Annotated in this window: 1 protein-coding gene; it reads left to right on the forward strand. The window is 63.6% G+C overall.

Going from position 1 to position 898, the window contains the following annotated elements; all coding sequences use genetic code 11:
* Positions 1-898: tartrate dehydrogenase (locus tag ACM9LZ_RS25900; protein ID WP_416622382.1), on the forward strand; the 898-nt coding region annotated here is incomplete at both ends.

Here is an 898-nt window from a genome sequence, read left to right on the forward strand (position 1 = left end):
ATCGCATTGCCGTCATTCCCGGTGACGGCATCGGCAAGGAAGTGATGCCCGAGGGGTTGCGTGTGCTGGAAGCCGTATCGGCCCGTTTCGGGTGCCGCTTCCAGTTCGACCATTTCGATTTTGCGAGCTGCGACTATTACCAGCAGCACGGCCGGATGATGCCGGAGAACTGGAAGCAGCTGATCGGCGGGCACGATGCGATTTTCTTCGGCGCCGTCGGCTGGCCGGAAGCCGTGCCGGACCATGTGTCGCTCTGGGGTTCGCTGATCCAGTTCCGGCGGGAATTCGACCAGTATGTCAACCTGCGGCCCGTCCGGCTGATGCCGGGCGTGCCCAGCCCGCTGGCCGGCCGGCAGCCGGGCGACATCGATTTCTATGTCGTGCGGGAGAATACCGAGGGCGAATATTCCTCCATCGGCGGCAAGATATTCCCCGGCACGGACCGCGAGGTGGTGGTCCAGGAAACCGTGCTGACCCGCATCGGCACCGACCGCATCCTGAAATATGCCTTCGACCTGGCGCAGCGGCGGGACAAGAAGCATCTGACCTCGGCCACCAAGTCAAACGGCATCTCCATCACCATGCCCTATTGGGACGAGCGGGTGGAGGCCATGGCCGCGCATTATCCCGACATACGCTGGGACAAGTACCATATCGACATCCTGACCGCCCATTTCGTGCAGCATCCGGACTGGTTCGACGTGGTCGTCGCCTCAAACCTGTTCGGCGACATCCTGTCCGACCTGGGGCCCGCCTGCACCGGCACCATCGGCATCGCCCCCGCCGGCAACATCAATCCGGAACGCAAGTTCCCCTCGCTGTTCGAGCCCGTCCACGGTTCCGCCCCCGACATCGCCGGACAATGGATCGCCAATCCCGTCGGCCAGATCTGGTCCGC

Source organism: Niveispirillum fermenti (genome assembly GCF_048066175.1).
Taxonomy (GTDB): domain Bacteria; phylum Pseudomonadota; class Alphaproteobacteria; order Azospirillales; family Azospirillaceae; genus Niveispirillum; species Niveispirillum fermenti.